This is a genomic window from Streptomyces sp. Ncost-T10-10d (assembly GCF_900091955.1).
Classification (GTDB): Bacteria; Actinomycetota; Actinomycetes; order Streptomycetales; family Streptomycetaceae; genus Streptomyces.
On the sequence record NZ_FMDF01000002.1, the window covers coordinates 1 to 26,137 of the forward strand.

General features: G+C 71.5%; 22 protein-coding genes and 2 pseudogenes. 18 read left to right on the forward strand and 6 right to left on the reverse strand.

Translation table 11 applies throughout. The features are described 5' to 3' along the window. Positions 1-119: pseudogene (locus tag GA0115254_RS45365) on the forward strand (pyridoxal phosphate-dependent aminotransferase); the annotation flags it as partial. An 84-nt stretch (positions 120-203) separates the two neighbouring features. Then, positions 204-1,259, forward strand: a complete 1,056-nt coding sequence (locus GA0115254_RS00010; protein ID WP_093893200.1) for an MBL fold metallo-hydrolase — start codon at positions 204-206, stop codon at positions 1,257-1,259. Here GA0115254_RS00010 and GA0115254_RS00015 read toward each other — a convergent pair. From GA0115254_RS00015 to GA0115254_RS00025, 3 genes are all read right to left on the reverse strand, one after another. Beyond that, positions 1,249-1,869, reverse strand: coding sequence for a DedA family protein (locus GA0115254_RS00015; protein WP_093893175.1), 621 nt, complete (start codon positions 1,867-1,869; stop codon positions 1,249-1,251). The two genes, GA0115254_RS00010 and GA0115254_RS00015, sit on opposite strands and share 11 nt — an antisense overlap. Then, on the reverse strand, positions 1,866-2,648 hold the full coding sequence (locus GA0115254_RS00020; protein ID WP_176739902.1) for an MBL fold metallo-hydrolase: 783 nt from the start codon (positions 2,646-2,648) through the stop codon (positions 1,866-1,868). Before GA0115254_RS00020 ends, GA0115254_RS00015 begins: the two co-directional genes overlap by 4 nt. A 112-nt stretch (positions 2,649-2,760) precedes the next feature. Continuing rightward, positions 2,761-4,212: a PucR family transcriptional regulator gene (locus tag GA0115254_RS00025; protein WP_093893176.1), complete on the reverse strand. Its 1,452-nt coding sequence runs from the start codon at positions 4,210-4,212 to the stop codon at positions 2,761-2,763. Between the two features lie 98 nt (positions 4,213-4,310). Between GA0115254_RS00025 and GA0115254_RS00030 the strand changes: the two genes are divergently transcribed. From GA0115254_RS00030 to GA0115254_RS00075, 10 genes are all read left to right on the forward strand, one after another. Further along, a complete protein-coding gene (locus tag GA0115254_RS00030; RefSeq protein ID WP_093893177.1) occupies positions 4,311-5,852 on the forward strand; it encodes a purine-cytosine permease family protein in 1,542 nt (513 codons plus the stop codon). A gap of 46 nt (positions 5,853-5,898) precedes the next feature. Continuing rightward, positions 5,899-6,300 carry a YybH family protein gene (locus tag GA0115254_RS00035; protein ID WP_093893178.1) on the forward strand — a complete coding sequence of 134 codons (402 nt, stop codon included), beginning with the start codon at positions 5,899-5,901 and terminating at the stop codon, positions 6,298-6,300. Positions 6,301-6,402: 102 nt separating this feature from the next. After that, positions 6,403-7,842, forward strand: coding sequence for a gamma-aminobutyraldehyde dehydrogenase (locus GA0115254_RS00040; protein ID WP_093893179.1), 1,440 nt, complete (start codon positions 6,403-6,405; stop codon positions 7,840-7,842). A 157-nt stretch (positions 7,843-7,999) separates the two neighbouring features. Continuing rightward, positions 8,000-8,413, forward strand: a complete 414-nt coding sequence (locus GA0115254_RS00045; RefSeq protein ID WP_093893180.1) for a recombinase family protein — start codon at positions 8,000-8,002, stop codon at positions 8,411-8,413. A gap of 139 nt (positions 8,414-8,552) precedes the next feature. Then, on the forward strand, positions 8,553-10,613 hold the full coding sequence (locus GA0115254_RS00050; protein ID WP_093893181.1) for a phage holin family protein: 2,061 nt from the start codon (positions 8,553-8,555) through the stop codon (positions 10,611-10,613). A gap of 27 nt (positions 10,614-10,640) precedes the next feature. Further along, positions 10,641-12,752, forward strand: coding sequence for an NAD-dependent DNA ligase LigA (ligA, locus tag GA0115254_RS00055; protein WP_093893202.1), 2,112 nt, complete (start codon positions 10,641-10,643; stop codon positions 12,750-12,752). 157 nt (positions 12,753-12,909) lie between these two features. After that, a complete protein-coding gene (locus GA0115254_RS00060) occupies positions 12,910-13,734 on the forward strand; it encodes an acetate and sugar kinases/Hsc70/actin family protein (protein ID WP_093893182.1) in 825 nt (274 codons plus the stop codon). Between the two features lie 92 nt (positions 13,735-13,826). After that, positions 13,827-14,333 carry a hypothetical protein gene (locus GA0115254_RS00065; RefSeq protein ID WP_093893183.1) on the forward strand — a complete coding sequence of 169 codons (507 nt, stop codon included), beginning with the start codon at positions 13,827-13,829 and terminating at the stop codon, positions 14,331-14,333. 31 nt (positions 14,334-14,364) lie between these two features. Then, positions 14,365-16,692 carry a protein translocase subunit SecD gene (gene secD / locus GA0115254_RS00070; protein ID WP_093893184.1) on the forward strand — a complete coding sequence of 776 codons (2,328 nt, stop codon included), beginning with the start codon at positions 14,365-14,367 and terminating at the stop codon, positions 16,690-16,692. 142 nt (positions 16,693-16,834) lie between these two features. Next, positions 16,835-17,578, forward strand: a complete 744-nt coding sequence (locus GA0115254_RS00075; RefSeq protein ID WP_093893203.1) for a YoaK family protein — start codon at positions 16,835-16,837, stop codon at positions 17,576-17,578. On the opposite strand, the gene GA0115254_RS00080 is transcribed toward GA0115254_RS00075, so the two are convergent. After that, positions 17,568-18,431: a helix-turn-helix domain-containing protein gene (locus tag GA0115254_RS00080; protein ID WP_093893185.1), complete on the reverse strand. Its 864-nt coding sequence runs from the start codon at positions 18,429-18,431 to the stop codon at positions 17,568-17,570. The two genes, GA0115254_RS00075 and GA0115254_RS00080, sit on opposite strands and share 11 nt — an antisense overlap. 62 nt (positions 18,432-18,493) lie before the next feature. Here GA0115254_RS00080 and GA0115254_RS00085 point away from each other — a divergent pair, with 62 nt between their 5' ends. Together GA0115254_RS00085 and GA0115254_RS00090 are read left to right on the forward strand one after the other, a co-directional pair. After that, positions 18,494-18,823 (forward strand): 4a-hydroxytetrahydrobiopterin dehydratase, encoded by a 330-nt coding sequence (locus GA0115254_RS00085; RefSeq protein WP_093893186.1) that lies wholly within the window; start codon positions 18,494-18,496, stop codon positions 18,821-18,823. 247 nt (positions 18,824-19,070) lie between these two features. Continuing rightward, positions 19,071-19,826: a class I SAM-dependent methyltransferase gene (locus GA0115254_RS00090; RefSeq protein ID WP_176739904.1), complete on the forward strand. Its 756-nt coding sequence runs from the start codon at positions 19,071-19,073 to the stop codon at positions 19,824-19,826. Here the strand turns inward: GA0115254_RS00090 and GA0115254_RS00095 are convergent. Further along, the gene (locus GA0115254_RS00095) at positions 19,823-20,674 is read right to left on the reverse strand and encodes a Rossmann-fold NAD(P)-binding domain-containing protein (protein ID WP_093893187.1); all 852 of its coding nucleotides are present in this window, start codon (positions 20,672-20,674) and stop codon (positions 19,823-19,825) included. The two genes, GA0115254_RS00090 and GA0115254_RS00095, sit on opposite strands and share 4 nt — an antisense overlap. 81 nt (positions 20,675-20,755) lie before the next feature. Between GA0115254_RS00095 and GA0115254_RS00100 the strand changes: the two genes are divergently transcribed. The 3 genes from GA0115254_RS00100 (at position 20,756) to GA0115254_RS00110 (ending at position 24,346) form a co-directional block, all read left to right on the forward strand. After that, a complete protein-coding gene (locus GA0115254_RS00100) occupies positions 20,756-21,724 on the forward strand; it encodes an AraC family transcriptional regulator (RefSeq protein ID WP_093893188.1) in 969 nt (322 codons plus the stop codon). A 20-nt stretch (positions 21,725-21,744) separates the two neighbouring features. Further along, on the forward strand, positions 21,745-22,698 hold the full coding sequence (locus GA0115254_RS00105) for a class I SAM-dependent methyltransferase (RefSeq protein ID WP_093893189.1): 954 nt from the start codon (positions 21,745-21,747) through the stop codon (positions 22,696-22,698). 82 nt (positions 22,699-22,780) lie between these two features. Beyond that, on the forward strand, positions 22,781-24,346 hold the full coding sequence (locus GA0115254_RS00110) for a PucR family transcriptional regulator (RefSeq protein WP_093893190.1): 1,566 nt from the start codon (positions 22,781-22,783) through the stop codon (positions 24,344-24,346). A gap of 88 nt (positions 24,347-24,434) precedes the next feature. Here GA0115254_RS00110 and GA0115254_RS00115 read toward each other — a convergent pair. Further along, positions 24,435-24,599: pseudogene (locus GA0115254_RS00115) on the reverse strand (aminotransferase class III-fold pyridoxal phosphate-dependent enzyme); the annotation flags it as partial. A gap of 329 nt (positions 24,600-24,928) precedes the next feature. On the opposite strand from GA0115254_RS00115, the gene GA0115254_RS00120 reads away from it, so the two are divergent. Next, on the forward strand, positions 24,929-26,086 hold the full coding sequence (locus tag GA0115254_RS00120; protein WP_256102312.1) for a CaiB/BaiF CoA transferase family protein: 1,158 nt from the start codon (positions 24,929-24,931) through the stop codon (positions 26,084-26,086). Positions 26,087-26,137 lie beyond the last annotated feature (51 nt).

A 26,137-nucleotide genomic window follows, 5' to 3' on the forward strand; every position in this document is an offset into this window, starting at 1 on the left:
TCCTCGGGTCGACCCCGGAACAGCAGATGGAGTCCCTCACCGCTGTGGCGCCCCTGGAATTGCCGCATGTGGCCCAAGCCCTGAGCATTTTCGGAGAGGTCCTCGACGAACTCCGATGACGAACCGAGATGCCGAACCGGCTCCGAATCACCCCGATGACCCCGGACAACTCCGGTGCCGAACCCCGAGACGGGAGTCCCTCGATGACGGAACGGACCGAGCGCCCCGTCCCCGGGACCACGCACCCGCACCAGGTCCCTCGCGGCGAGGTCGTCGAACCGCGTCCGCTCGGCGAGCTCCGGGTCTGGCCGAAAACCTTCGCCGACCGGCTCACCGCACCACTCCCGGGTGTCATGAGAATGTCCCGGCTGGCCCGTGACCGTGCCCTGCGGCCCGATGCGGAGGGACTGCGCGGCATCCACCGGCTCCCGTACGCCCCCGAACCGCTGCCCGCCACCCCCGCAGGCACCACATCCGTGACCTGGGCCGGGCACGCCAGCTGGATCGTGCGCACCGGCGGGCTGACCGTCCTGACCGACCCCGTCTGGTCCCGTCGCATTCTCGGCACCCCGGCCAGGATCACTCCGGTCGGCGTCCGCTGGGAGGACCTGCCGCCCGTCGACGCCGTCGTCATCAGCCACAACCACTACGACCACCTCGACGCCCCCACCCTGCACAGACTGCCCAAGGACACCCCGCTGTTCGTGCCCGCCGGGCTCGGCCGCTGGTGCCGCCGTCGCCGCTTCAGCTGCGTCACCGAACTCGACTGGTGGGAATCGGCCCGGCTGAACGGCGTGTGCTTCGATTTCGTGCCCGCGCACCACTGGTCCAAGCGGACCCTCACCGACACCTGCCGCTCCCTGTGGGGCGGCTGGATCATCGGCACCGGCCGTGAGGGGCAGCGGATCCACTTCGCCGGGGACAGCGGGTACGGGCACTGGTTCGGCGAGATCGGCCGCCGGTACCCGGGCATCGATCTGACCCTGCTGCCGATCGGGGCGTACGAACCGCGCTGGTGGCTCGGTGACGTACACACCGATCCGGAGGAGGCCGTGCAGGCGTACGAGGACCTGGGCGCCCGCGCGATGGCGCCGATGCACTGGGCCACCTTCCTGCTGTCGGCGGAGCCCGTACTCGAACCGCTGACCCGACTGCGCACCGCCTGGCAGCGGGCCGGACACCCCCGCGAACGGCTCTGGGACCTGCCGATCGGCGGCTCCCGCGTGCTCGAACCGGAACCCCGCACGGTCAGTGGCTGAACCGCACCCGCATCCGTCGCCACGCCGCGGGCGCCCCGCTGATCAGCAGTGTCAGACCCACCGCCGCGACCACACCCTGCCATGGCTCGGGGAAGAGCGAACCGCCCAGAATGCCGATCAGCTGGTACGTCGCCGCCCACGCCAGACAGGCCGGCACATCCCCACGGGCGAACCGGTGCAGCGGCATCCGCCCCAGCAGGCAGGCCAGCATCACCGGAATCCGCCCCGCCGGTACCAGCCTCGACAGCACGAGCACCACCGCACCGTGCTCGTCCAGCTTCTGCTGCGCCTGCGCCAGCCGCTCCGGGGCGGCCCGGTCGCTGATCGTCTGCAGCCACTTCGAACCGTTCTTCGACCGCACCCCGCGCTGACCGAGCCAGTACAGACAGATGTCGCCGAGGAACGCCGCGGCCGACGCCACCCCGAAGACGATCAGCAGTGAGAACGGCGACGACTGATGCAGCGCCACCACCGCGGCCGAACTCACCAGCGCACCCGTAGGCACCACAGGCACCAGCGCGCCCAGCGCCACCAGCAGGAACAGCGACGGATAGCCTACCGCCTGCTGCGTCGACTCCGGGGGCAGCTGCCTCACGACCTCCTGGATCACCTGGCGGCCTCCGGCCGCACATGTTCGCCGTGGGACAGCCGGTGCACCGCCACCTCCGGCGCCAGCAGCGCCGCCTTGCGGACGAATTCGTCACCGGGTGCGTGGAACTCGTGCGGCCTGACTCCGTCCAGTCCGATCGGCCAGTACGTGCCGTAGTGCACCGGCACGGCCGACCGCGGCGACAGCCGGGCCAGCGCCTGCGCGGCCCGGCCCGCGTCCAGATGGCTGTGGCCCAGATACGGACCCCAGCCGCCCACCGGCAGCAGCGCCACATCCACCGGCCCCACCGCCCGGGCCATGTCGTCGAAGAGCCCGGTGTCACCGGCGAAATACGTCCGTGCCTCGCCCTCGACGACGTAGCCGAGCGCGGGGGAGCGGTGCGGACCCATGGGCAGGCGCCTGCCGTCGTGCAGTGCGGGAACCGCCCGTACCAGCACCTCGCCGACCCGGACCTCGTCGCCCGGAACCACCTCGGTGATCCGCAGCCCGCGCACTGAGCGCAGCACCCGCAGCCCAGGGACGGAGCGCACCGCACCCACCGGCACGATCAGCCGGCTTCCGGGGGCGAGCCGGGCCAGTGACGGCAGATGGAGATGGTCGGAGTGAAGATGCGAGACGAGCACCACATCGGCGACCGTGGCCTCGGGGCCGGGCAGCTCGCCGCGGCGGCGGCGCAGATGCGCGAAGCGCCGTACGAACAGCGGATCGGTCAGCACACGGACCCCGGAGTCCTCGATCGTGCAGGTGGCATGACCCCACCAGGTGACTTCCACCGGCACGCGGTGCCTCCTCGTTCCCGGGTTCCTTGTTCCGGCCCTGCATCGAGCCTAGTGCCGTGACCGGACCGGGTGGCCCGGCTCCGTCCGGTCGTCGCCGTCAGGCTGGTCACTCTCAGTCGGTCAGGCCCAGTGCCCCCGCCGCCTGGATGGCCAGCCAGACCTCCGCCAGGGCACCCGTGGATGCCATGTCACGGTCGGTCAGAGTGCCGAAGCGGCGCAGCCGGTAGGCAAGGGTGTTGGGATGGATGTGGAGCGCGGCCGCCGCCGTCTCCGTGCGGCGGTCCCGCTCCATCCACGTGCGGACCGAGACCAGCAGCTGCGAGTCATGGGCCGCGTCGTAGCGCAGGACCTCGCCGAGTACATGCTCGACCAGCGCGGTCAGGACCGCGGGGTCGTCGGGCAGCCACCGGCCCAGGGAGTCGTCGCCGTACCGGACCACGGAGCGGCCCGACTCGGCGGCCTTCGAGACCGCCCAGAGCGCCTCGCGCTGAGCCACCCGCAGCGCGGCACCCGGCAGGAACGGGCGGCTCATTCCGGCCGCCACATCCGGCAGTTCACCGATCTCCACGGCCAGCTGCGGTGCCCCCAGGACATAGCGGTCCGTGCCCCAGGTGAGCAGCAGATGCGGATGGTCCTGGAGGCAGCGCAGCAGCGCCTCGTCCGTGCTCTGCCGCACCACGATCAGCACGGTGTCGCCCTCGATCGCATGCCGGGCGAGCCTGCGCCGGGCCGCCTCCGGGTCCAGTACCTCCTGAAGGAGTTCGGCCAGCGTCTCCGCGCCCTCGCGGCGCAGCGTCTCGCGCTCGTTGCGCACCATCGCGACCCGCAGCGCCGCCACCGTGGCGATGTGCTGGACGACGGCGAGCCCGGCGGGCTGGGCGCCCTCCCGCTCGTACGCGACGAGGAATCCCGCCGGGCCCCCGGGCGCCGGCACGGGCAGCACGAACCCGCCCGGGACGGTCGGCGGAGCGTCCACGGAAGCGGGCAGCACGCCCGGCTCCGGCACAGGTACGCCGGGCAGCAAGGGGCGACCCTGGGGCGTGCACAGATACACGTCGTAACCGGAGAGGCGCTCCAGCCGGCGCAGCAGCGTCGGTGTGTCGAGATCCTCGGCGACCAGCCAGCGCAGCGAGCCGAAGACCTGGAGCTGGGCGCCGAGCCGGTGCCTGGCGTCCTCCTGGACCGAGGCGGCGACCTCCTGGGAGACCGCGATGAACGGGACGGCGAGCGGGACCTCCAGGACCGGGAAGCCGCGCTCCTCGGCCGCCCGGAAGAACGCGTCGTGCAGCGGTGGCATGTGCAACTGCGCAGACAGGGCGAGTGCGGAGACACCGGCGTCGTCGAGCCGCTCCAGATAGGCGCGCTGTCCGGCGGCGGTACGCGGGACCGCAAGGCCCGTCGTCATGATCACCTCGGCGCCCAGCAGCCAGGGCGTCGGATCGGCGAGTTCGCTGGCGTGCGCCCAGGACACGGAGCGGCCCAGGCCACTGCTGCCCGCCTTCACGGAGAGCTGCAGAGCGGGGAAGGAGAGCAGATCCTCCACGGTGAGTTTGTCGCTTGCCACAGACAACAGCCTAGTGCTCTGTGATGTGCACAATTGTCGACTGTCGTCCGGGGCCACAGACTGTGGGACCGTCCCCATGAACAAGAGGTGGAGCGCCCGTGACTGCTTCGATCACCGAAGTCGAGACAAATGGTGTCGAGCGGATTCCCGACGCCGACCGCACCGCCCGTCCGATCGACCTCTTCCGGCTCGCCTTCGGCGGTGCCAACACCTTCGCGACGTGCGTGCTGGGCGCCTTCCCGATCCTGTTCGGCCTCTCCTTCTGGCAGGGACTCGCGGCGACGCTGCTCGGCCTCGTCGCCGGTGCGCTGCTGCTCGCCCCGATGGCGCTGTTCGGCCCGACCAACGGCACCAACAACGCGGTCTCCTCCTCCGCCCACCTGGGCGTGCACGGCCGGATCGTCGGCTCGTTCCTCTCGTTGCTCACCGCGGTGGCGTTCTTCTCGATCTCGGTGTGGTCCTCGGGTGACGCGCTGGTCGGCGGCGCCCACCGACTCGCCGGCGTGCCCGAGTCCGATGTGACATATGGCATTGCATATGCGATCTTCGCCGGGCTCGTCCTGGTGGTCTGCATCTACGGCTTCCGCTTCATGCTGATGGTCAACAAGATCGCGGTGATCGCCGCATCGGCACTCTTCGTCCTCGGCGTCTTCGCCTTCGCGGGAGACTTCGACGCCGGCTACGCGGGCACCTTCACCTCGACCTCCGACCCGCTGTTCTGGCCGTCGTTCATCGGCGCCGCGCTGATCGTGCTGTCCAACCCGGTCTCCTTCGGTGCGTTCCTCGGCGACTGGTCCCGCTACATCCCGGCCACGACGCCCCGCCGCCGGGTGATGGGCGCCGCGTTCCTCGCCCAGATCGCCACGCTGCTGCCCTTCGTCTTCGGCCTGGCCACCGCCTCGATCATCGCGTCCAAGGCCGCCAAGTACGTCGACCCGGCCGCGCCCAACTACGTCGGCGGACTGCTCGCCATCTCGCCCGGCTGGTACTTCCTGCCGCTCTGCCTGATCGCCCTGATCGGTGGCCTGTCGACCGGCACGACCGCGCTGTACGGCACCGGCCTCGACGTCTCGAGCGTCTTCACCCGCTTCAGCCGCGTGCAGTCGACGTTCTTCATCGGCGCCCTGTCGATCGCCTTCATCTTCATCGGCCGCTTCGCGCTCAACCTTGCGCAGTCCATCTCCACCTTCGCGACCCTGATCATCACCTGTACCGCCCCGTGGATGATCGTGATGGCACTCGGTTACGTCACGCGGCGCGGCTGGTACGACGCGGACGCGCTCCAGGTCTTCAACCGCCGCCAGACCGGTGGCCGCTACTGGTTCAACCACGGCTGGAACTGGCGTGGGATGGCCACCTGGTTCATCTCCGCCGGTGTGGCGCTCCTCTTCACCAACCTGCCCGGTCAGTTCGTCGGCCCGCTCGGCAACCTCGCGAACGGCGCGGACATCTCCCTCCCGGTCGGCCTCGCCCTCGCGGCCGTGGTCTACCTCGGCCTGCTCACCGTCTTCCCCGAGCCGCGCGGTGTGTACGGACCGGACGGCCCCCGGTTCGTCAGGGCCTCGGACGCAGCGGTTCTGCCCATCACCGGTGGCCCGGACGAGGAGACCGTCGCCGCCGAACCGGCCACCGCGGTCTGAACCCGGCTCTCCGGCGCACGCCCCGCCCCGTAACCAGGAGTTGTACATGAGCACCACCCCCACCCAAGAAGTCCAGGCCGCCGCCGACGCGCTGATCGCCGCCTTCGCCGAGGGCCGCCTAGACGACTACTTCGGCTCCTTCGCCCCGGACGCCACGTTCGTCTTCCACTCCACCCCGCAGCGGCTCGGCTCCACCGCCGAGTACCGCGCGCTGTGGCAGCAGTGGGTGGCCCAGGACGACTTCCGCATCGTGCGCTGCACCTCGACCGGACAGCTGATCCAGCACTACGGCACCACGGCCGTCCTCAGCCACGACGTGGAGACCACGATCGCCACCCGGGCCGGCGAGGAGACCGTCCACGAGCGGGAGACGATCGTGTTCGCCCGCGCCGCCGACGGCAGCTGGCCCGCCGTCCACGAGCACCTGTCGGCCCGTACAGCCGACTGACCGAGCACAGCTCCCGACAGGCGTCCCGCCCGAATCACCGCTGGACCGCTTGACCGCGTGTTCCGCCCGTATCGCCGCCCGACCATGAGAGAGACCGGTTCCATGAGCACCACGTTCCGCAATTACATCGACGGCGTCTTCGCGGACGCCTCGGACGGCCGCACCCTCGATGTCGTGGACCCCAGCACCGGCGAGGTCTACGCGACGTCCCCGCTCTCCGGCGATGCGGACGTCGACGCGGCCACGGCCGCCGCCGCTGCCGCGTTCCCCGTCTGGCGCGACACCACCCCGTCCGTACGCCAGCTGGCCCTGCTGAAGATCGCCGACGCGATGGAGGCGCGGGCCGACGAACTGGTGGCCGCCGAGAGCCGTGACACCGGAAAGCCGCTCCACCTCACCCGCAGCGAGGAACTGGCCCCGGCCATCGACCAGGTCCGCTTCTTCGCCGGTGCGGCGCGGATGCTCGAGGGCCGCTCGGCCGGCGAGTACATGGAGGGGATGACCTCGATCATCCGCCGCGAGCCGGTCGGCGTCTGCGCGCAGGTCGCGCCGTGGAACTACCCCCTGCTGATGGCCGTGTGGAAGTTCGCGCCCGCGCTCGCCGCGGGCAACGCCGTCGTCCTCAAGCCCTCCGACACCACCCCCGCCTCCACGGTGCTGATCGCCGAGATCATCGGCGGCGTCCTGGAGGAGCTGGAGCTGCCCCGAGGCATCTTCAACGTCATCTGCGGAGACCGGGAGACCGGCCGTGCGATGGTCGAGCACCCGACCCCGGCGATGGCCTCCATCACCGGCTCGGTGCGGGCCGGCATCCAGGTCGCGCAGAGCGCGGCCAAGGACGTCAAGCGCGTCCACCTGGAGCTCGGCGGCAAGGCCCCGGCGGTGATCTTCGAGGACGCGGACCTGGAGAAGGCGGTCGAGGACCTGATCGTCGGCGGCTTCTTCAACGCCGGCCAGGACTGCACGGCCGCGACCCGCGTCCTGGTCCAGGAGTCCGTCCACGACGAGTTCGTCGCCGCCCTCGCCAAGGCCGCCGCCGACACCAGGACGGGGCAGCCGGACGACGAGGACGTGCTGTACGGCCCGCTCAACAACGCCGGCCAGCTCGCCCAGGTCAGCGGCTTCATCGACCGCCTCCCGGAGCACGCCACGATCGAGGCGGGCGGCCACCGGGTCGGCGACAAGGGCTACTTCTACGCCCCGACCGTCGTCTCCGGCCTCCAGCAGGACGACGAGATCATCCAGAACGAGGTCTTCGGCCCGGTCATGACCGTCCAGTCGTTCACGGACGAGGCCCAGGCCGTCGCGTACGCCAACGGCGTCGACTACGCCCTCGCCTCCTCGGTGTGGACCAAGGACCACGCACGCGCCATGCGGATGTCCAAGAACCTCGACTTCGGCTGCGTGTGGATCAACACCCACATGGCACTCGTCGCCGAGATGCCGCACGGCGGCTACAAGCAGTCCGGCTACGGCAAGGACCTCTCCGCGTACGGCTTCGAGGACTACACCCGCATCAAGCACGTCATGACGTCCCTCTGACCCACCCGTCCCCTGCGCGCCCCCGCCCCGGCACCGTCCCGGGGCGGGGGCGCACCGGCGTTCCGTGCTTCGCGCTCCTCCCGTCCCGACATGCGCCTTTTTGTGCGGGAGCCGGAGCGGTAGGGTCGCCCCTACGTCTAGCACGGGGGGAACGGCCATGGGGGACGCAACGGACGTACGGGTGGCGGCCATCGCCAGTCTCACGCCGCTCGAAGAGCTCGACAGCGACCCGTTCCTCGTGGACACCCGCAGCCAGCACGACATGTGCGCCCGCTGGGCCGCAGACAAGGGATACGTCGTCACCCGCCAGCTGCGCTTCTACGGGCTGCGCCCCGACCACCACGCACTGTGGTCGGATGTCGAGAGCGGCGCTGTCGAAGTCTTCGTCGCCGCCAACGACCGGGTGCTGGCGCGGGCCCTCACCTCGGTGCCGGAGTTCGCCGCGGAATGTGAGCGGCGCGGCGTACGGCTGGAGATCGCGGGACTGGACGAGCCGCCGTACAACGCCCGTACGAAGGCGAGTGTGCACCGCAGGCTCTCCATGCCCACCGCCGGATACGACGGCTGCTGACCGGCCTCCCGACCGCTGCCGCCGGCGGCCCGCGGCCGCGCTGTGAAAAGCTGGGGGACAGGGCCCGGAACGGCGAGGTCCGGACGTGAGGTGGAACGGCGTGGATGACGGGCGATGGCGAACAGCCGGCAGCGCCCTGATGCGAGTGGTTGTGGTGTGGGCGGTCTCGACGCTCACGATGCTGGTGCTCGCCGGGATTCTGCCGGACTTCCAGCTCCAGTCGGACGACGGCGACAGCATCACCAAGATCGCGTTCACCGCGGCCTGGGGCGCCGGAGCGTTCGGTCTGCTCTCCGCGCTCGTCTGGCCGGTCCTGGTACGGGCACTGCTCATCGTGCCCGCACTCGTCCTGGGGATGCTGGTCTTCTTCCTGAACGGGTCGCTGCTGCTGGTCGCCCTGCGGCTCATACCGGACGGGCGAGGCGCCGCCAACCCGGAGACCGCGGTCGTCGTCGCGGCCGTGATGTCCGCCGTCGCCTCCGCGACCTCCACGGCGCTGGCCGTCCGCGACGACAACGCCTACCGGCGCCGGCTCTCCCGGCTCGCCGACCGCCGCCGACGGCGCAGCGGTGCGGACAGCGGACGCAGCGGACCGCCGGGCACCGTCTTCATCCAGCTCGACGGCGTCGGCCACGACGTGCTCGCCCGGGCCGCCGACTCCGGCCTGATGCCGACCGTCGCGAACTGGCTCGCCGACACGGAGAGCCACCGGCTCACCCCGTGGCGTACCGACTGGTCCAGCCAGACCGGCGCCAGCCAGCTCGGCATCCTGCACGGCAGCAACCACGACGTCCCCGCCTTCCGCTGGTACGAGAAGGAGACCGGCGACGTCATGGTCTCCAGCCGCCCCGCGAGCGCCATCGAACTCCAGCGGCGGGCCATCGCACGCACCCAGGACGGGGGGCTGCTCACACTCGACGGCGCCAGCCGCGGCAACCTCTTCAGCGGCGGCGCCGACCAGCTGGCGCTCGTCCTGTCCATGGCGGCCCGGCTCGGCAAGGGCCGCCGTTCCCGCGCCGGGTACTTCGCCTACTTCTCCGATCCGGCCAACGCCGTGCGTACGGCGCTGTCGTTCGGCGCCGAGGTCTGCCGCGAGATCGGGCAGTCGACCCGGGCGCGGATACGGAAGGACACGCCCCGGATCAAGCGCGGTGGGCTCTACCCCTTCATCCGGGCCTTCGCGACCGTCGTCGAACGCGATGTGGTGGTCGCCGCCGTCATCGGGGACATGTTCGCCGGACGCACCGCCGTCTACGCCGACCTGGTCGCCTACGACGAGGTGGCGCACCACTCCGGACCGCACAGCCGTGACGCGGAGAAGGTGCTCGCGCGCCTGGACCGCTCGCTCGCCCTGATCGTCAAGGTCGCCGAACACACCCCGCGCACCTACCGGATCGTGCTGCTCTCCGACCACGGGCAGAGCCCCGGCGAGACCTTCGCGGGGGCGTACGGGCTGACGCTCAAGGACCTGGTGCGGGCGGGCTGCGGGCTGCCCGTACCCCGTCGGGCGCAGCACACCCGCAGCGGTTCGGAGGCGCGTGACGCGGTACGGATCGCCCTGCACCGGCCGGTCGAGGAGGGTGAGGTGGAACGCCGTGCGAAGCCGTCCGACCCGGTCGTCCTCGCCTCCGGCAACCTCGGCCTGATCTCCTTCCCCGACATCGAGGGACGCGCCTCACGCGAACAGCTCGACCGGAGCCGCCCCGCACTGCTCGGCACCCTCGCCAACCACCCCGGCATCGGCTTTCTGCTGGTCCGCAGCGAGCGGCACGGATCGGTGGTGCTGGGCCGCGGCGGCACCGAGGTCCCGGTGTCGGAGCTGAAGGACGGGGAAGGGCCGCTGGCCCCCTTCGGCCCGGGCGCGGCGGCCGCGGTGCGCCGCACCGACACCTTTCCGCACGTCGCCGACATCATGGTCAACTCGATGCATGACGGGGCCACGGGCTGCGTGCACGCCTTCGAGGAACAGATCGGCTCGCACGGCGGTCTGGGCGGTGAGCAGTCCCGGCCGTTCCTGCTGTGGCCGGCGGATCTGTCCGCGCCGGTGGCGGAGGGCACGGAGCTGGTGGGGGCCGAGCAGGTGCACGAGGTGCTGCGGCGCTGGCTGCGGGAGTGCTCGGGACCGCAGATCCCACTGGCACAGCCGGGCGCGGTGGGTGGCGCCGAAGAGGCGGACGGGACGGTTCGGACGGCCGGCTGAGGGCCGTTGTCAGTGGTGGGCGGCAGGATGAGGGGCATGACGAACTCAGCTGTTGTGCTCGCCGATACCGCCGCCTACGCCGCCGCGGTCGAAGAAGCGTCGCAGGCCGCCGCCGCGTACTACGCCACGGGCGAGAGCACGCTCGACGACGACGCGTACGACCGGCTGGTACGGGGGATCGCCGCATACGAACAGGAGCACCCGCAGGAGGTGCTGGACGCGTCCCCGACCGGCAAGGTGGCGGGCGGCGCCGCGAGCGGGGACGTGCCGCACACGGTGCCGATGCTGTCCCTGGACAACGTCTTCTCGGCCGAGCAGTTCGCCACATGGACGGCGTCGCTGGAGCGCCGGATCGGCAGACCCGTCGCCGCGTGGAGCGTGGAGCCGAAGCTCGACGGCCTGGCTGTCGCCGCCCGTTACCGGGCGGGCCGCCTGGAGCAGCTGATCACCCGGGGCGACGGCACCGCGGGCGAGGACGTCTCGCACGCGATCGGCACCGTCGTCGGCCTCCCCGAGCAGCTCGCCGAGCCGGTGACGATCGAGATGCGCGGCGAGATCCTCATGACGACCGAGCAGTTCGAACAGGCCAACGCCGTGCGCACCGAGCACGGCGGCGCCCCCTTCGCCAACCCGAGGAACGGCGCGGCGGGCACACTGCGCGCCAAGGACCGCGCGTACACGGTGGAGATGACCTTCTTCGCCTACGGTGCCCTGTCGCTGCCCGATTCGGGGGAGCTGACCGACACCCTCGCCGAACTGCCGCACAGCGAGGTCCTGGAGTACGTCGCACGGCTCGGCGTGCACACGGCGGCGGACACGGACGTGGCACCGCGCATCGTCACCACCGTCGAGGGGGTGCAGGCCCGGGTCGAGGAAGTCGCGGCCCTGCGCGCCTCGTTGCCGTTCGGCATCGACGGCATCGTGATCAAGGCCGATCTGGCGGCCGACCAGCGCGAGGCCGGTTCAGGGACCAGGGCGCCGCGCTGGGCCATCGCATACAAACTCCCGGCCGTCGAGAAGGTCACCCGGCTCCTCGGCGTCGAGTGGAACGTCGGCAGGACCGGCATCATCGCGCCACGCGCCGTGCTGGAACCGGTGGAGATCGACGGCTCGACCGTCAGCTACGCCACACTGCACAACCCGGCCGACATCACCCGCCGCGATCTCCGCCTGGGCGACCGCGTGATGGTCTACAAGGCGGGCGACATCATCCCCCGCATCGAGGCGCCCGTCGCCCATCTGCGGACCGGTGACGAGCAGCCCATAGTCTTCCCCGAGGCATGCCCGCAGTGCGGCTCCGAGATCGACACCAGCGAGCAGCGCTGGCGCTGTGTCCGGGGCCGCGACTGCCGCCTCGTCGCCTCCATCTCGTACGCGGCGGGCCGCGACCAGCTCGACATCGAGGGCCTCGGCGCCACCCGGGTCGTCCAGCTCGTCGAGGCCGGGCTGGTGGCCGACTTCGCAGACCTCTTCACCCTCGGCCGCGAGCAGCTGCTCGGCCTGGAACGGATGGGCGAGACCAGCACCGACAACCTCCTGGCCGCCATCGAAACGGCACGGACCCAGCCGCTCTCCCGGGTCTTCTGCGCGCTGGGGGTACGCGGCACCGGGCGCTCCATGTCACGGCGGATCGCCCGGTACTTCGCGGACATGGACCGGATCAGGGCCGCCGACGCCGAGGAGCTCCAGCGCGTCGACGGCATCGGCAAGGAGAAGGCCGCGGGTGTCGTCGCGGAGCTGGTGGAGCTGGCCCCGCTGATCGAGAAGCTGGTGGCCGCCGGGGTCAACATGACGGAGCCCGGTGCGACGCCGCCGCCGGAGCCGGGCGAACAGGGCACGGAAGAGGCTGCCGCCGCCGACGGGGAGGCGACCGCCGGTCTGCCGCTGGACGGGATGACCGTGGTGGTCACCGGCGCCATGACCGGCGTGCTGGAGAAGCTCTCCCGGAATCAGATGAACGAGCTGATCGAGCGCGCCGGCGGGAAGTCCTCGTCCAGCGTCTCCAAGCGCACCACGCTCCTGGTGGCCGGGGAGAAGGCCGGATCCAAGCGCACCAAGGCCGAGGACCTGGGTGTCCGGATTGCCGCGCCGGACGAGTTCGCCGAACTGATCGCCGGGTTCCTGCCGTCGGAGGTGTGACTACTGACGGAGACCTCGCCGCGCCCGAGCCCTTGGATTTTGCCTGGGAGTGGCTTTCTTTGCCTCCCTATTGCATAGTGAGGGCTCGGCCATGCCTCGCTATCAGCGGGTCAATGGGTGTGTGAACGGCCGCGTCGGCAGGCCGGTGGGAGGGGCGATGCGTTCGCTGCACAACGGACCGCGACTCGGCCGGTCCGTCCGCCAGGAGTACCGGGGCGTCACCCGCGGCCTCGCCCTCGACCTCGGCAGTTCACGGACCCGCGCCTGGATGCCCGGACACGGTGTCATCACCGACACCGACGCCTGCGGCGACTTCGGTGCCGGGCCGGGGCACGGCCGCCCGGTCCGGCGAGGGCGCATCGTCGACCCCGTGTCCTGCGGACGCATGCTCGGCCGTATCGCCGACAGTGCCCTGGGCGCGGACCGCACCGACACCGTGATCGTCCTCAGCCATCCCGTCCTCGCCGGGTCCGAACACCGCGCCGCGGCGAGGGAACTGATCGCCGCACTCGGGCCGACGAACATCATCGCCCTGGACAGCGCGAGGGCCGCCGCCGCATGCGCCGGACCACAGGACGGCGGCCCGCTGCTCGTCGTCGACATCGGCGCCGAGCTGACCGAGGCGACCCTCCTTGTCGACGGACTGGTCCGCGACGCCCGCCAGGCCGAGACGGGACTGACCGACCTCGACCCCTCCGAGCCGCCCACCGCCGTCGTCCGCACCGTCCTGGACATGGTGGACGAGATGTGGAAGCAGGACCGGCACGGCGCCGTCCTCGGAGCCCTGCGCAAGGGGCCGTTGCTCGCCGGGGGCGGCGCCGCCCGCCCCGACATCACCGACCGGGTCGCCGTCCGCCTCGGCGTTCCGGTACGTCTCGCCGACGACCCGGCGACCACGGTCGTACGCGGCGCCGGGCTGATACTCAGCTCCGTGCTCCGCAGGGCCGGCGCGACACCGGCCCTGCCCGGCCGCACGAGGTGACCCCCCTCCCGGGGCCGCCCCCGGGGAATGTGCCCCCGAGGGCACGGCCGGGCGCCCCGGCGCACCACAGAACCGCACAGGCGGCCCGGCAGGTGTTCGTCGCCCTCCTTCTCGCCGTACTCACCATCGTCGTCGGCGCCCCCGCAGCCGCCGGATCCGTACTCCCCGCCCGGCCGTTCGCCGGTGTTCCACCCTCCGCCGCGTACTCACCCGGCGCCCACCAACCCACCCCGCACACGGACCGGACCGCCCGCACAGGCACCGTCCACGACACCCGGCGCACCCGCACGGCCACGGCGACCGACCGCCACCGGACGGCGCCGACGACCGCACCCCGGCCCAGGGCCGGCACCGACCACGCCCGGACTCCGCACCCTCTCCCGCCGCCCGGCCCCCACTTCCTGCTGCCCGGCGCACCGGGCATCCGCGCACCGCACCACGCCTTGAGGCGAGCCCCCGCCGCACCCGCTCGCGCCGCCGACCGGTTCCGCGCAGCACTCCCCGCCGTACGCGGTCCTCCGGGGCCGGCCGTTCACCGGCCACCGGTCCTGCCACCGGCCCCGACCCACAGATCCGCCGGAACGTCCTTGCCGAGGTGAGGGCGCCCGGCGCCCCCTCGGAGGAAATCCCATGACTCGCGCCACCACGGTGCGAGCGGTTCTGGCTGCGGCCGTCCTGCTCGTCTCCGTGCTCATCACGCTGACCATGTCACCCAGACTCGGCCTCGACCTTCAGGGCGGCACCAGAATGGTGCTCCAGGCCAAGGACTCCGACACCGCGAAGGCGGACCGGGAGGGCACCGACCGCACCCTTGAGGTGCTCCGTCAGCGCATCGACTCCCTCGGTGTCACCGAACCCACCCTGACCCGCTCCGGCGAGGACCGGATCATCGTCGAACTCCCTGACGTCCAGGACCCGCGCAAGGCCGCCGAAGTCATCGGCAGGACCGCCCAGCTCAGTTTCCACGCCGTCCAGGGCCCCGCCGCGCAGAACGACGACAGGGCGGAGGCCAAGACCGACACCGGGGCCGGCGACGGACCCGGGCTCCCCGACGAGCAGGGCCGCTCCCTCGACCTCGGTCCGTCCCGGCTCTCCGGCGCGGGCGTCAAGGACGCCACCGCCGTGTTCGACGCCCAACAGGGCGCCGGCTGGACCGTCTCCCTCGACTTCCACAAGGACGCGGGCCGCGACTGGACCCGGCTGACCGGTGAGGCCGCCTGTCACCCGGTCGAGGACGACCGGCGCCGCGTCGCCATCGTCCTCGACCGGCAGATCATCTCCTCTCCACAGGTTTCCCCCTCGGTCGGCTGCAACGTCGGCCTGCCGTCCGGATCCACCCAGATCACCGGCTCCTTCAGCGCCGACGAGGCCCGGGAACTGGCCCTGCTCATCAAGGGCGGCGCCCTGCCGCTCCCCGTGGAGATCGTCGAACAGCGAACCGTCGGCCCGACGCTCGGCGCCGCCGCCATCGACGCCAGCGCCCGGGCCGCCCTCATCGGCGCCGCGGCCACCGCCCTCTTCATCACCATCGTCTACCGGCTCTTCGGCGCGCTCGCCGCCGTCGCACTCGCTGCCTACGGGGTGATCTCCTACGCGGCCCTGGTCGCCCTCGGAGTCACCCTCACCCTGCCCGGTCTGGCCGGATTCGTCCTGGCCATCGGGATGGCGGTCGACGCCAACGTGCTGGTCTTCGAACGGGCCAGAGAGGAACACGCGCAGCACCCGGGCCGCTCCCTGCGCTCCTCGCTGACCGCCGGATTCCGAAACGCCTGGAGCGCCGTCGCCGACTCCAACGTCACCACGCTGATCGCGGCCGGGCTGCTCTTCTTCCTCGGCTCCGGGCCGGTGAAGGGTTTCGGTGTCACACTCGCCATCGGTGTGCTCGCCTCGATGTTCTCCGCACTCGTCATCGCCCGCGCACTCACCGAGATCGCCGCACGCTCACGATTCGTCAGCGACTACCGGGGCGTCAACGGCATCGCCGCCCCCGGCCGGGTACGCACCTGGCTGACCCGCCGCGATCCTCAGGTGATGCGTTCGCCGCGCCGTTGGCTGATGATCTCCACGGCACTGATCGCCGTCGCAGTCCTCGGCATCGTCGTGCGCGGCGTCAACCTGGGCGTCGAATTCACCGGCGGCCGGCTCGTCGAGTACTCGACGAGCCGGCCCGTCGACGTCGAGCGGGCCCGCACCGCCCTCGCCGACGCGGGCTTCGGTGACGCCGAGGTCACCACGGCCGGTGCGGGAGACATCTCCGTACGCACCGGAGAACTCGACAACGACGGCGAACACGCCCTGCGCGCCGCCCTCGCGGAGGAGGGCGGCAAGACCACCAAGGTCCGCGACGAACTCATCGGCCCCAGCCTCGGCGACGAACTCCGGCGCAACGCTTTGATCGCGCTCGGCATCGCCGTCCTCGTGCAACTGGCGTATCTGGCGGTCCGGTTCCGCTGGACGTTCGCCGTGGCCTCGGTCGCGGCGCTGGTCCACGACGTCATCATCCTGGTCGGTGCCTTCGCCTGGCTCGGACGCACCGTCGACGGCATCTTCCTGGCCGCACTCCTCACTGTCATCGGATACTCCGTCAACGACTCGGTGGTCGTCTTCGACCGGGTGCGGGAACTATGGGCGAAGGCCCGTCGCGTGCCTCTCGCCACGGTCGCCAACCAGGCCGTTCTCCAGACCGTCCCGAGAACGGTCAACACCGGGATGGGTGCCCTGTTCATCCTGGCCGCACTCGCCGTGCTGGGCGGCGACTCCCTCGCGGACTTTGCGCTCGCCCTGCTGATCGGCATCTGCGTCGGCACGTACTCCTCGGTGCTGACCGCCGTACCGGCCGCGCTTCTCCTGGAGCGGAGCAGCAAGGCCCCGCCGCCCGCCCGGAAGCGGGCTCCGGGACGCCGGTCCGGCACGAAGGCGGCACGCCGGGATCCGCTCGACAACGGGGCACGCGTATAGCGGCTCCGGAACACACATCGCCCCCGCCCCGGGAACCGGCCTCCTTCGGGGCGGGGGCGATGTGCGTCGGTCGTGGTGTTCCGTGCGCCCGGGGCGGCACAATTCCGACCACCCACCCCGTGATCGGAGCGTGCCCGTGTCCGTGCCCGTCGTGCTGCGTGAGGCATGGTCCACCGTCGTACCGGACATGAACGACCGGCATGGACCGCTGCCGCCCATGATGCTCGCCCTGACCGTCGTCACCGGGCTGGTCGACGCCGTCAGTTACCTGGAACTCGGCCGCGTCTTCGTCGCGAACATGACCGGCAATGTGGTCTTCTCCGGCTTCGCGATCGCCGGAGCCCCCGGATTCTCGTTCGCCGCCTCGCTCGTCGCGCTCGCCGCGTTCGCGATGGGGGCACTCCTCGGTGGCCTGATCGTGCACCGTGCCCTGACGCATCGCGGCCGGATGCTGTTGTACGCGCTCCTCGTCGAGACCGCCTGTGTCCTGGCCGCGCTCATCGTCACTCTGGCCTCCGGCCACCCGTTCCTGGGCGGGGTCCGCTTCGCGCTCATCACACTGCTCGGGATCGGGCTCGGTGCGCAGAACGCCGTCTCCAGGGCGCTGGCGGTCCCCGACCTCACCACCACCGTGCTGACCCTGACCATCACCGGCATCCTCTCCGACAGCCGCTTCGCCGGTGGGGGCGGCAGCAAGGCCGGACGGCGGGTGCTCTCGGCCGCCGCCATGATGACCGGGGCGTTCGCCGGAGCCGTGGCCGTACTGCACGGGCACCCGCGACTTCCCCTGCTGCTCGCCGTGGCGGTCCTGGTGGTCGTGACCGCGGCCGCGATCGTCCTGGCGCGGGCCGACGCCCCCTGGATCCGCCCGATCATCAGGAGGTGAGGGACCGCAGATGGTCGGCGGTCGCCCGGTCGGCGGGCAGGAACGTCTCGATGGCCAGCTCGGCCACCGTCACATCCATCGGGGTATTGAACGTCGCGATGGAGGAGACGAACGAGAGCACCCGCCCGCCGTGCTCGATATGCAGGGGCAGCGCGAACGGCAGGGACGACGCGGGGCCCGCTCCCGCGTTCTCCCCGACAGGACTCCCGGCGCCCCGGCTGATCCCCGCGGCTCCCGCCCCCTCCGCCCGGTCAGCACCTTCCGGTGCGGGATAGCCCGCGACCTCCTCGTACAGCTCACGCAGCTCCGCGGACCGGGCCAGGGCGATCTGACGCTCCATCTGCGCCAGCAGATCGGCACGCCACTCCTGAAGGTTGTGGATGCGTGGGGCCAGACCCTCCGGGTGGAGCGTGAGCCGCATGGCATTCAGCGGCGGGGCCAGCAGATGCCCGGCCACTCCCTCCAGCAGCATGGCGATGCCCCGATTGGCCGCCACCACGTTGTACATGCCGTCGACGACGAGCGCCGGGTAGGGGTCGTACCCCTGGAGCAGTCGCTCCATCCCCTCACGCAGCGCGCCCAGCGCCGGGTCGTCGAGCGCGGTTTGTGCGTAGCGGGGCGCGTAACCGGCCACCACCAGCAGGGCGTTGCGTTCCCTGACCGGGATGTCGAGATGCTCGGCCAGCCGCAGGATCATGTCCTCGCTGGGGCGGGAACGGCCCGTCTCGATGAAGGAAATGTGCCGGGCCGAGGAATCCGCACGGAGCGCCAGCTCCAGCTGGCTGATGCGACGCTGCTCCCGCCAGCTGCGCAGCAGCGGCCCTACCCCCGTGTCAAGCGCGACAGTTGTCATACGAAGACCGTAACGTCACCGGCACCGCCGACCGGCACCGATCGTTCGTAGGGAGTCGCAGCATGCCCGCCGCACCATTGTCGCAGAAGGAGATCGAGGACCGTCTGGGTGACCTGCCCGGCTGGTCGCTGGAGGGAGACCGGATCACCTGCACCTACCGGCTCCACACACACTTCGCCGCTGTCGGGCTGACCGTGCATGTCGCCCAGATCCAGGACGAACTGAACCACCACTCCGATCTGACCCTTGGTTACAACACCGTCACCCTGTCCGTGAACACTCACGACGCGGGTGGTGTGGTCACCGAGAACGATCTGAACCTGGCCGCGCGGGTGGTGGCGATCGCCCCAGGGCACGGCGTGAGGCAGCCGGGCGGGCAGGCGCGCCACTGAACACCGGGCCGGGGCCGGGGCGGGTGGGCGACGCGCAGCCGCGCGGGCCGCTCATGCGCGATGACATGTCACATCGCAGAACCGGAACGGAGAGGCGCGACGTCATCTCGCGTCGCAGCGCCGAAACGGGATGCGCGATGACATGCCACATCGCGCGCGGAAACAGGGGCGCGCGAGTCATGGGCCCGGCGGCCCACCGGCACTATGCCGGTGTCCATGCGGTCGGGTGTGTCCTAGAGTCGGCCAGGTGCTGAACTACGACACTGCGGCAGCCCACTACGACGCCACTCGCGGCGGCGTGCCCAGGGCCGAGGCCGCAGCCGCCGCAGTGCTCGGACTGATCCCGTCGTCCGCCCGTACCCTGGTGGACATCGGCTGCGGTACGGGACTGGTCACCGAGCGAATAGCCCTTGCCCGCCCCGGACTCGGCGTGTTCGGTACCGATGCCTCGTACGGCATGGCGCAGGTCGCTCGGCGGCGGATCGGCGCGATGGTGCTCGCCGACGCACGCCGACTGCCGCTGCCGGACGCGGCGGTGGACGCGGTCGGCGCCATCTGGCTGCTGCACCTGCTGCGTGGGGAGGGGGATGTGCGGGCGGTGGTGTCCGAGGCGGCGCGCGTGCTGCGGCCGGGCGGTGTGTTCGTCACCACCGTCGACAAGGACGCGGCCCACGACGTGGGCAGCGACATCGACGAGGCATTCGCCCCCTACCTCGACGCCGATCCGTCCGATTCCGCGGATCTGATCGTCGGGTACGGTTCGGAGGCCGGCCTCGAAGTGGTGGGGGAGGCCCACTTCCCGGGCCATGGCCAGGGCCAGAGCCCGCTGAGCGCGGCACAGAAGGTGCGCGAGGGCTATTTCGCCTCACGCCTCAACCTGCCGGGGACGGCGCCCGAGCGGCTTGCGACCGCACTGACGTCCCTGCCCGAGCCCGACAGGCCGCGAGCCGATCCGCGGTACCGGCTGCTGGCGCTGCGCCTGAGAGATCGAGAGAGGCCTTAGCCCTTCCACGCACCCGACTGTGCCGCCGCGCGGGCGAACGCCCCGAAGTCCTTCGGATCGCGCCCCAGGACCTGCTTCACGCCCTCGGTCACCGTCGCGTTGTGCCCGTCGAGCAGCATCGTGAACAGGTCGGCCAGGAAACCGGCTTCGGGCCCCGGCACTCCGTACCCCTCCAGCATCTGCGCGTACTCTGCTCCGGACACCGGCAGATACCGCACCGAACGCCCCGTGGCAGACGCGATCTCCGACACCACCTCGTCGAACGTCAGCAGCCGCGGCCCGGTCAGCTCATGCACCGCACCCGCGTGACCGTCCTCGGTGAGCGCGGCCACCACCACATCCGCGAGATCGTCGATGTCCACGAACGGCTCCGCGGTCCCGCCCGCCGGGAACACCACCTCGCCGCCGAGTACCCCGTCCAGCATGGCGCCCTCGCTGAAGTTCTGTGCGAAGAACGCCGACCGTACGACGGTGAGCTCCGCCCCCGCAGCCGACCTGCGCAGGCTCTCCTCCGCCGCGACCGCCTGCGGCTCACCCCGCCCCGACAGCAGCACCAGCCGCCGCACCCCGTTCTCCGTCGCGATCCGCCCGAAGGCCGCCATCGCTTCCGGCGCACCGGGCGCCGCCAGATCCGGGTAGTACGTCACATACGCTGCGTCCGCACCCCGCAGAGCCGGTGCCCAACCCGACTCGTCCGCCCAGTCGAAACGGACCTCGCCACTGCGCGATCCGGCCCGCACCACCACTCCGCGAGCAGCCAGCCGCTCCACGACCCGGCGGCCCGTCTTCCCCGTGCCGCTCGTCACCAGTACCGTTTCCCGCTGCACGTTCTCCGTGTTCTGTGTCATGGCTCAAGGCTCGCCCGGTGGCGCCGTCCACGACATCCCCGAACCGCTCAGCTCCATACGTGTACGTCTACGCTGGCGGTCATGGATGCACTCGCCGGACTCCTGGACGGACCGAGGGCCAGGGGCGCCTTCCTGCTGCGGATGGTGATGGAGCCGCCGTGGTCCGTACGGATCGAGGACCGGGCGCCGCTCTGCCTGATGTCGATGACCGACGGAGAAGCCCGGATCGTCCCGGCCGCGGGCGCCGACCCCGTGCTGCTGCGGCCCGGTGACATCGCCATCGCGCGCGGCCCGCATCCGTACACCGTCGCCGACACCACCGGCACCGCGCCGCACGCCGTGATCGGACCCGGCGGCATCTGCACCACCCTGCACGGTGAGCCGCTCTCCGAGTCCATGCAGTTGGGGGTGCGCACCTGGGGCAATGCGCCCGATGGCTCGGCGGCCATGCTCATCGGCACCTACCTGCTGGACGGCGAGATCAGCAGGCGGTTGCTCGACGCCCTGCCCCCGCTGCTCCGCCTGCCCTCCGGTGGGCGGGTCGGCCCCCTGCTGACGCTTCTCGACGAGGAGATCTCCAAGGACGAGCCCGGCCAGAGCGTGGTCCTGGACCGGCTTCTCGATCTGTTGCTGATCGCCGCGCTGCGAACCTGGTTCGCCCGGCCCGGAGCCGAGGCCCCGGCCTGGTACCGGGCCATGGGCGACCCTGTCGTCGGGCAGGCCCTGCGGCTGCTGCAAACAGACCCCGCCCACCCTTGGACGGTCGCCGCTCTGGCCGCCCGGATCGGGGTCTCCCGGGCCGGGCTCGCCCGACGCTTCACGGAGTTGGTGGGGGAGCCCCCGATGGCATATCTGACAGGCCGGCGCCTCGCCGTCGCCGCGGATCTGCTGCGGGAGACGGACGCCACGGTCGAGGCGGTGGCACGGAAGGTCGGGTACAGCCAGTCCTTCGCATTCAGTACCGCCTTCAAGCGCGTCCGAGGCGTCAGCCCCCAGGAATACCGGAGCAGCGGCTTGCTGAAGCGGCAAAGAACCTTGCCGGGGAGCTGATGTGTGATGAGGCTGTCCCCATGAGCCAGCACACCGACCACGGTCACCAGCACGACACCACCGGCAGCCACCGGCACGACACCACCCATGGTCGTCACCACGGCAGCACACCGGGACACCGGCACGACACCACCGACATCGACTGGGGCGTCATGGGCCCGCGGCTGGAGCAGAACGCCGAGCTCAGCCGCCCGCAGTACGAGGCGGCGGCCCGGTGGATCGCCGGCCTGCCCACGGCCCCGGAGGTGCGCAGGATTCTCGACATCGGCAGCGGACCCGGCGTGATCGCCTGCCTGCTCGCCGAGGTGTTTCCCGAGGCGGAGGTCGTCGCCGTCGACGGCACCCCGGCGCTTCTGGAACGCACCCGGGCCCGCGCGCAGCGGCTCGGTCTCGGTGACCGGGTCCGTACGCAGCAGGCCGACATCCCGGACGGCCTCGCCGAGCTGGGGGAGGCTGATCTGATCTGGGTGGGCAACGCCCTGCATCACATGGGTGACCAGCGCGCAGTCCTCGCCGGGTTCGCCGCGCTGCTGCGCCCCGGTGGGACCGTCGCCCTGGTGGAGGGCGGTCTGCCGCCTCGTCAGCTCCCGCGTGACATCGGTATGGGGCGGCCGGGCCTGGAGGCCAGGCTCGACGCGATCACCGCGGACTGGTTCGAGGACATGCGGGCGTCACTGCCCGGCACCAAGCGGGAGACCGAGGACTGGAGCGCCCTGTTGTCCGCGGTGGGTCTGGACCCGCAGGGCACCCGCAGCTTCCTGCTGGACCTTCCGGCCCCGCTCTCCGAGCCGGCCCGGGACCAGGTCATCGACGAATTCGCCCGTCGGCGCGAGATGTTCGAAGAGTTCCTGACGGCCGACGACATCGCCGTACTGGACCGGTTGCTCGACCCCGAGGACCCGGCCGGGCTGCGCCGCCGCCCCGATGTCTTCCTGCTCACGGTCCGTACGATGCACCTGGCCCGACGGGGGTGACCTGTGCTGACCTGCTAGGTTCCCGGGACACGGCGGACCGGGCAGACCGGTGCGCGGGGACCGGGGAAGGGGAGACGAACGCATGGGCGTATCCCTGAACTGGCTGACCCGCCGCCACGAGCTCGGACTGACCGTGCTCGCGGGCCGCAGTGCACTCGACCGCGAAGTGGTGTGGGCGCACAGCATCGAACTGGCCGACCCCACCCCTTGGCTCAGCGGCGGCGAACTGCTGCTCACCACCGGCCTGAGACTGCCGGGGACCCCCGCGGGGCAACGTGCCTACGTGGCACGACTGGCCGGTGCCGGCGTGGCCGCCGTCGCTTTCGGCACCGGCCTGTCCCATGCGCAGGTCCCGGCCGCCCTGGTCGAGGCAGCCGAGGTGGCCGGACTGCCGCTGCTCGAAATACCGCTGCCCACACCCTTCGTCGCGATCACCAAGGCCGTGATGGAACGTCTGGCGGAGCAGAGTTACGAGGGGATCGTGCACGCCTCCCGGATCCAGCTCCGGATGACCCGTGCCGCGCTGCGCGGCGCCGCCCAGGCGGTCGTGCGTGAACTCGCCGTCTCGACCGGTACCCAGGTGCTGTACATGGACGGGGCGGGCGCCGTGCGGGCGTCTCATCCGCCGGGCTGGGCAGGGCCGGAACCGGTCGTTCTGGCGGAGCTGCGTGTCCCTGGAGCGGGCGACAGGGCCGCGGCGGCAGTGAGCACCGGGCCGCAGGGGAGCGTCGCGGCACAGCAGGTACGTGTCGGGCCCCGGGCCCACGGCCGCCTCGTGCTCGTCACCGGCCGGGAGCTGACCGCCGTGGACCACCTCCTCCTCGGACATGCGGCGTCGCTCATCGCCCTCCACGAGGAGAAGCCGCTGCGCCTCATGGACGAACAGCACCACGTCAACGGCCTGTTCCTGCGCATGCTCCTGGACGGGACGGTGTCCGCGCCCACGGCTCGCGGCCATCTCACGGAGGCCGGGTTCCCCGTGCGGGACGGAATCAGCGTGCTCGTGCTGCGCGGTGGCAGCCCCCGGCGGGCGCTGGATGCGGCGGGCAGCGATCTCGCCGAGCGGGGTCTGCCCCGGTTCGGCACCGTTCGCGACGGGTTCGCGGTGCTGCTTCTGCCGGGCGACGGGTCGGTGCAGGCCCGTGCGCTCACCGACGGTGCGGCGGCCCGGCTGAGGCCCAGGCCCCATGCCGGGCTGAGCGACACGCACGGTCTGGACACGGTGCCCCAGGCGCTGCGCGAGGCCGCCAACGCCGCCGCGGCGGCCGAGGCACGCAGCGGGCACGAACTCGTCCGTTTCGCGTCGCTGGCGGGTCAGATCCTGGTCACCGCGCCCGAGACCCGTGGTCTGCTGCGTGAGCTGTCCGCGGTTCGCATCGCTCCGCTCGCCGACTACGACCGGGAGCACGGCACGGATCTCATCGCATCGCTCCGTGCGTTCCTGGAGTATCACGGCCAGTGGGGTGCGGCCGCGACGTCCCTGGGAGTGCACCGGCATACGCTGCACAGCCGCGTCGACCGGATCCGCACCCTGCTGGACGTCGATCTCGATTCCGCCCACGTAAGGGCCGAGCTGCTGCTGGCGCTGTCGGCCTGGCCGGGAGAGAACGCCGATGCGGATGGGGCGGTCCGCACATCCCGGCCGTGAGGATCAGCCACCGACGACACCGCGGCACCGCTCTCACCCACCAGTGGCGCACTCCTGCGCGATCACCTCACCCGGCAGCCCCGAACCCCCAGCGGTAGGGGTAGGTCATCGGGGCCCGGTACACCTCGGGTGCGAAGGGCCCGAAGCCCCGCTTGTACGGGCGGTTCTCGGTGGTCAGGGACATCGTCAGCAACGTACGCCCGTGAAATGCGTGGTCGAGGACGACGATGCCGGGCCGGCCGGTGGCCGCGCGGACGGGTCTCGACGGGGCGCATCGCCCATGGACGGATTGGAGTGCCCTGCGGCATCAGGGCGGGACATCTCGTCCACTGCGGGGACGTGTGCCGCGTGCCCAAGATGTGGCTTCGCGATCCCGGCCGTCACCGGCCAGGAACTCGGCAAGTCGCCTCGCGCAAGGACGCGTATCGAGAGGAAGGCACATGCAGCACACCCCAGCCACCGCCCGCGCGGCGGATCCCGCACCGGATCCCGCACCGGATCGGATCGATCCTGCGCGGCAGACACCGTTGCTGTGCCCACCACGACCACGGTGCACATACGCGGCTCCCGGACGGTGATCCGGTGAACGCCTCCGTTCCCGGCCCCCTGTCGGGTGTCGTGATCGCCGACTTCGGACGTGTGCTGGCCGCCCCGTACGCCACGATGCTCCTCGCGGACCTGGGCGCCGACGTCATCAAGGTGGAACGTCCGGGCACCGGCGACGACACCCGGGCCTGGGGCCCGCCGCGATCCCATGACGAGTCCACCTACTTCCTGTCCGTGAACCGCAACAAGCGGTCCTTCGCCGTCGATCTCGGCACGGAGGAAGGACGCCGCGACGCGCACGAGCTGGTGCGCCGCGCCGATGTGCTCTTCGAGAACTTCCGCCCCGGCACGATGGACAAGTACGGGCTCTCCTACGAGGAGGCCCACGTGCTCAACCCGGGCATCGTCTACTGCTCGGTGACCGGATTCGGAGCCGGTGAAGGCGCCTCGCTCCCCGGCTACGACCTGCTGCTGCAGGCGGTCGGCGGGCTGATGAGCGTCACCGGGCCCGCGCCGGGGCAGCCCGTCAAGACGGGCGTGGCGCTGGTCGACGTACTGACCGGCCTGCACGCGGCCGTGGGCGTCCTGACGGCGCTGCGCCACCGCGACGCGACCGGCGAAGGCCAGCACGTCGAGGTCAGTCTGCTGTCCTCGCTGCTGTCGAGCATGGTGAACCAGGCGGGCGGGTACACCCTGGCCGGTCAGGTGCCGGGCATCCTCGGCAACCGTCACCCGTCCATCGCCCCGTACGAGGTGTACGAGGCTGCGGACCGGCCGTTGGTCGTCGCCGTCGGCAACGACCGGCAGTTCCTCGCCCTGTGCCGGGGCCTGGGCGCAGACGCGCTCGCCGCCGATCCCAGGTTCGCCTCGAACGCGGACCGGGTCGCGCACGTCGACGCGCTGGCCGAGGAGATCTCCGCCCGGCTCGCCGCGCGTACTGCCGCCGCGTGGTTCGACCTGCTCACCCCGCTCGGGGTGCCCTGCGGTCCGGTCAACGACCTCGCAGGCGCCTTCGACCTCGCCGAACGCCTGGGCCTGTCCCCGCGGGTCACACCGGCCGACGCGGACCCCGACGACCTGATGTGCCTGGTGGCCAACCCCATCGGGCTGTCCCGTACCCCGCCGCGCTACGAGCGGCGCCCGCCGCGGCTCGGCGAGCACACCGAGGACCTCAGGCGCTGGCTGGACGGCTGACCGCCCGGCCGGCCCGCCTCCGTACCCCCGCACTCATTCCGATCGACACCG

Excerpts from the sequence above, each read along its gene's own strand:
- GA0115254_RS00060 (WP_093893182.1), top strand. The coding sequence starts at position 12,910 with ATGCGTTCGCTGCACAACGGACCGCGACTCGGCCGGTCCGTCCGCCAG.
- GA0115254_RS00035 (WP_093893178.1), top strand. The coding sequence starts at position 5,899 with ATGAGCACCACCCCCACCCAAGAAGTCCAGGCCGCCGCCGACGCGCTG.
- GA0115254_RS00080 (WP_093893185.1), bottom strand. The coding sequence starts at position 18,431 with ATGACAACTGTCGCGCTTGACACGGGGGTAGGGCCGCTGCTGCGCAGC.
- GA0115254_RS00040 (WP_093893179.1), top strand. The coding sequence starts at position 6,403 with ATGAGCACCACGTTCCGCAATTACATCGACGGCGTCTTCGCGGACGCC.
- GA0115254_RS00045 (WP_093893180.1), top strand. The coding sequence starts at position 8,000 with ATGGGGGACGCAACGGACGTACGGGTGGCGGCCATCGCCAGTCTCACG.
- GA0115254_RS00105 (WP_093893189.1), top strand. The coding sequence starts at position 21,745 with ATGAGCCAGCACACCGACCACGGTCACCAGCACGACACCACCGGCAGC.
- GA0115254_RS00050 (WP_093893181.1), top strand. The coding sequence starts at position 8,553 with ATGCGAGTGGTTGTGGTGTGGGCGGTCTCGACGCTCACGATGCTGGTG.
- ligA (WP_093893202.1), top strand. The coding sequence starts at position 10,641 with ATGAGGGGCATGACGAACTCAGCTGTTGTGCTCGCCGATACCGCCGCC.
- secD (WP_093893184.1), top strand. The coding sequence starts at position 14,365 with ATGACTCGCGCCACCACGGTGCGAGCGGTTCTGGCTGCGGCCGTCCTG.
- GA0115254_RS00085 (WP_093893186.1), top strand. The coding sequence starts at position 18,494 with ATGCCCGCCGCACCATTGTCGCAGAAGGAGATCGAGGACCGTCTGGGT.
- GA0115254_RS00110 (WP_093893190.1), top strand. The coding sequence starts at position 22,781 with ATGGGCGTATCCCTGAACTGGCTGACCCGCCGCCACGAGCTCGGACTG.
- GA0115254_RS00095 (WP_093893187.1), bottom strand. The coding sequence starts at position 20,674 with ATGACACAGAACACGGAGAACGTGCAGCGGGAAACGGTACTGGTGACG.
- GA0115254_RS00100 (WP_093893188.1), top strand. The coding sequence starts at position 20,756 with ATGGATGCACTCGCCGGACTCCTGGACGGACCGAGGGCCAGGGGCGCC.
- GA0115254_RS00010 (WP_093893200.1), top strand. The coding sequence starts at position 204 with ATGACGGAACGGACCGAGCGCCCCGTCCCCGGGACCACGCACCCGCAC.